Origin of the sequence: Roseburia sp. 1XD42-69, assembly GCF_003612565.1 — a bacterium.
Taxonomy (GTDB): domain Bacteria; phylum Bacillota; class Clostridia; order Lachnospirales; family Lachnospiraceae; genus Roseburia_B.
In genome coordinates, this window is record NZ_RAZG01000188.1 from 1 (window position 1) to 1746 (window position 1746).

General features: G+C 35.6%; 2 protein-coding genes. Both read right to left on the reverse strand.

The features are described 5' to 3' along the window. Nucleotides 1–179: 179 nt before the first annotated feature. The gene (locus tag D7Y06_RS24925) at nucleotides 180–524 is read right to left on the reverse strand and encodes a hypothetical protein (protein WP_120410158.1); all 345 of its coding nucleotides are present in this window, start codon (nucleotides 522–524) and stop codon (nucleotides 180–182) included. A 49-nt stretch (nucleotides 525–573) separates the two neighbouring features. Then, nucleotides 574–1509 carry a hypothetical protein gene (locus tag D7Y06_RS24930; protein WP_120410159.1) on the reverse strand — a complete coding sequence of 312 codons (936 nt, stop codon included), beginning with the start codon at nucleotides 1507–1509 and terminating at the stop codon, nucleotides 574–576. Nucleotides 1510–1746 lie beyond the last annotated feature (237 nt).

Below are 1746 nucleotides of genomic sequence, written 5' to 3' on the forward strand. Positions count from 1 at the left end.
AAATACTCTTACATATCTAATTCTTATCAGGAAAGTCTAAAGTTCATAGACACAAGATTTTTTACAGCCTCAATCAGCCAGTGACTTCCGGGTTTTATTGTCACTGCGGAATCAAATGAATTTCCGGAAGAGGTTTTCAAAATTTTTCTTTTCGCTTTTACCTTTAACTTCCTGTCACTTCAATCTGCCTTAATATAATATTTTGACCCGCCTTTCACAAAAAAATTAATTTTAGAGGATGCTCTTGCAACTTTTACCGATTTGCTTATGGGCTGTTTCCTGCTGTTACACAATGTTACTTTTGCTGTATCCCCCTTCTTAAATTTCGGAATGGTTACGACAATCTTTTCTCCTTTTCCCGATATTTTCACGGCAAAATATTTTGCACTTTTACTGTCGGAAGATGACTTGGCTTTCGGTTCCACCGCCGGATTTACCTGGGCGGCTCTCACTGTATCTTCCTTTATACCTGTAAATAAAAGGACTGCAAGTAGTAAACAACAAATACGTAATTTCTTTTTCATTTTCTTTCTCTCCCTCCAAAAATTACAACTTAATTTCAATAATCTATTCTTAATCTGAAACTTCTGCTCCTTTGTTGGGAATATTTACTGTTACAATTTTACTCTTATTTCCCCATGCATCTACCAACCGGACCTGATATGGGCCATCATTCCAAGGTTCATCTAACAAATAATACATATACGGCGTAAAAAATTCAACCTTTTTGTCCAATACCCCCATAAATATCCAATTATCACGCATATCATCTCCTGTGACATCCTTTATATAAACACCCGTTCCAACCTCGCCGGTCACCCTTATATCATAACCTGCCACCTCTACCTTAGGTTTTGCCGGAGCAGTAACATCAGACACCACCTTTTCCACATACTTACTTCTTCCCTTTTTATTTTCTGCAAAAAATGTAATTACTTCCCCTGCCTTTTGCCTTTTAATGGAAAGGCTCTGATAACCGCTTTTTTTGTACTTCTTTTTTGCCAGGGTTAGAGAACCATGTTTTACATAAAGCGTCGTTCCTTTTTTCGCATAAACTTTCACGCTGGTGCTCTTATCTGTGATTTTTCCTGATACTTTGGGTTTGAAAACAGAAGAAACTTTTTTCTTTGATACAGTCCCTGCATTTTTTACAGTTCTATTTACTATACCCCCTTTTTTCCCGTAAGAAGTTTTCAACGAAAACTGTAAACATGTGCCTGGCTTTTGCCTGGGAATTTCAATTAACCTGACTGCACTTTTCTTATAAGTTTTCTTAAAAATTGTTTGTTTTCCATTACTGACCTTCAAAGTCGTCGGCACAAACTCATCTCCATAGGAAAACACAATTACTTTCTGTGTCTCACTAGTTATCTCTCCAAAAACAACAGGGGTAAAACTTAATTCCTCCGGCGGCATCACGTCTGCCTTTATCTCTTTAGAATGTAAAATGGGAATTCCCAAAATCATTAAAGTTAAAATAATTGATACTATTCTATATGATTTTTTCAATGTTAGTCCCTCCTGCTAATAAGCAATACTATACTGAAAACCTGATTTTGCAAAAGATTTACTTATCACAATATAATAAGTTCCTGCTTTTGTCTGTTTATTTTTACTATTCCTAATCAACATGTATGCGCTTTTTTGCCCTTCTTTCAGTTTTTTTAATACTTAACCTGAATTATTCACGGAATAACAGCATTAACTGCTGAAACCCGCACAGTTACTGTATTTTAATTGAATATT

Coding starts and splice junctions, on each gene's coding strand:
- D7Y06_RS24925 (WP_120410158.1), bottom strand. CDS start 524: ATGAAAAAGAAATTACGTATTTGTTGTTTACTACTTGCAGTCCTTTTA.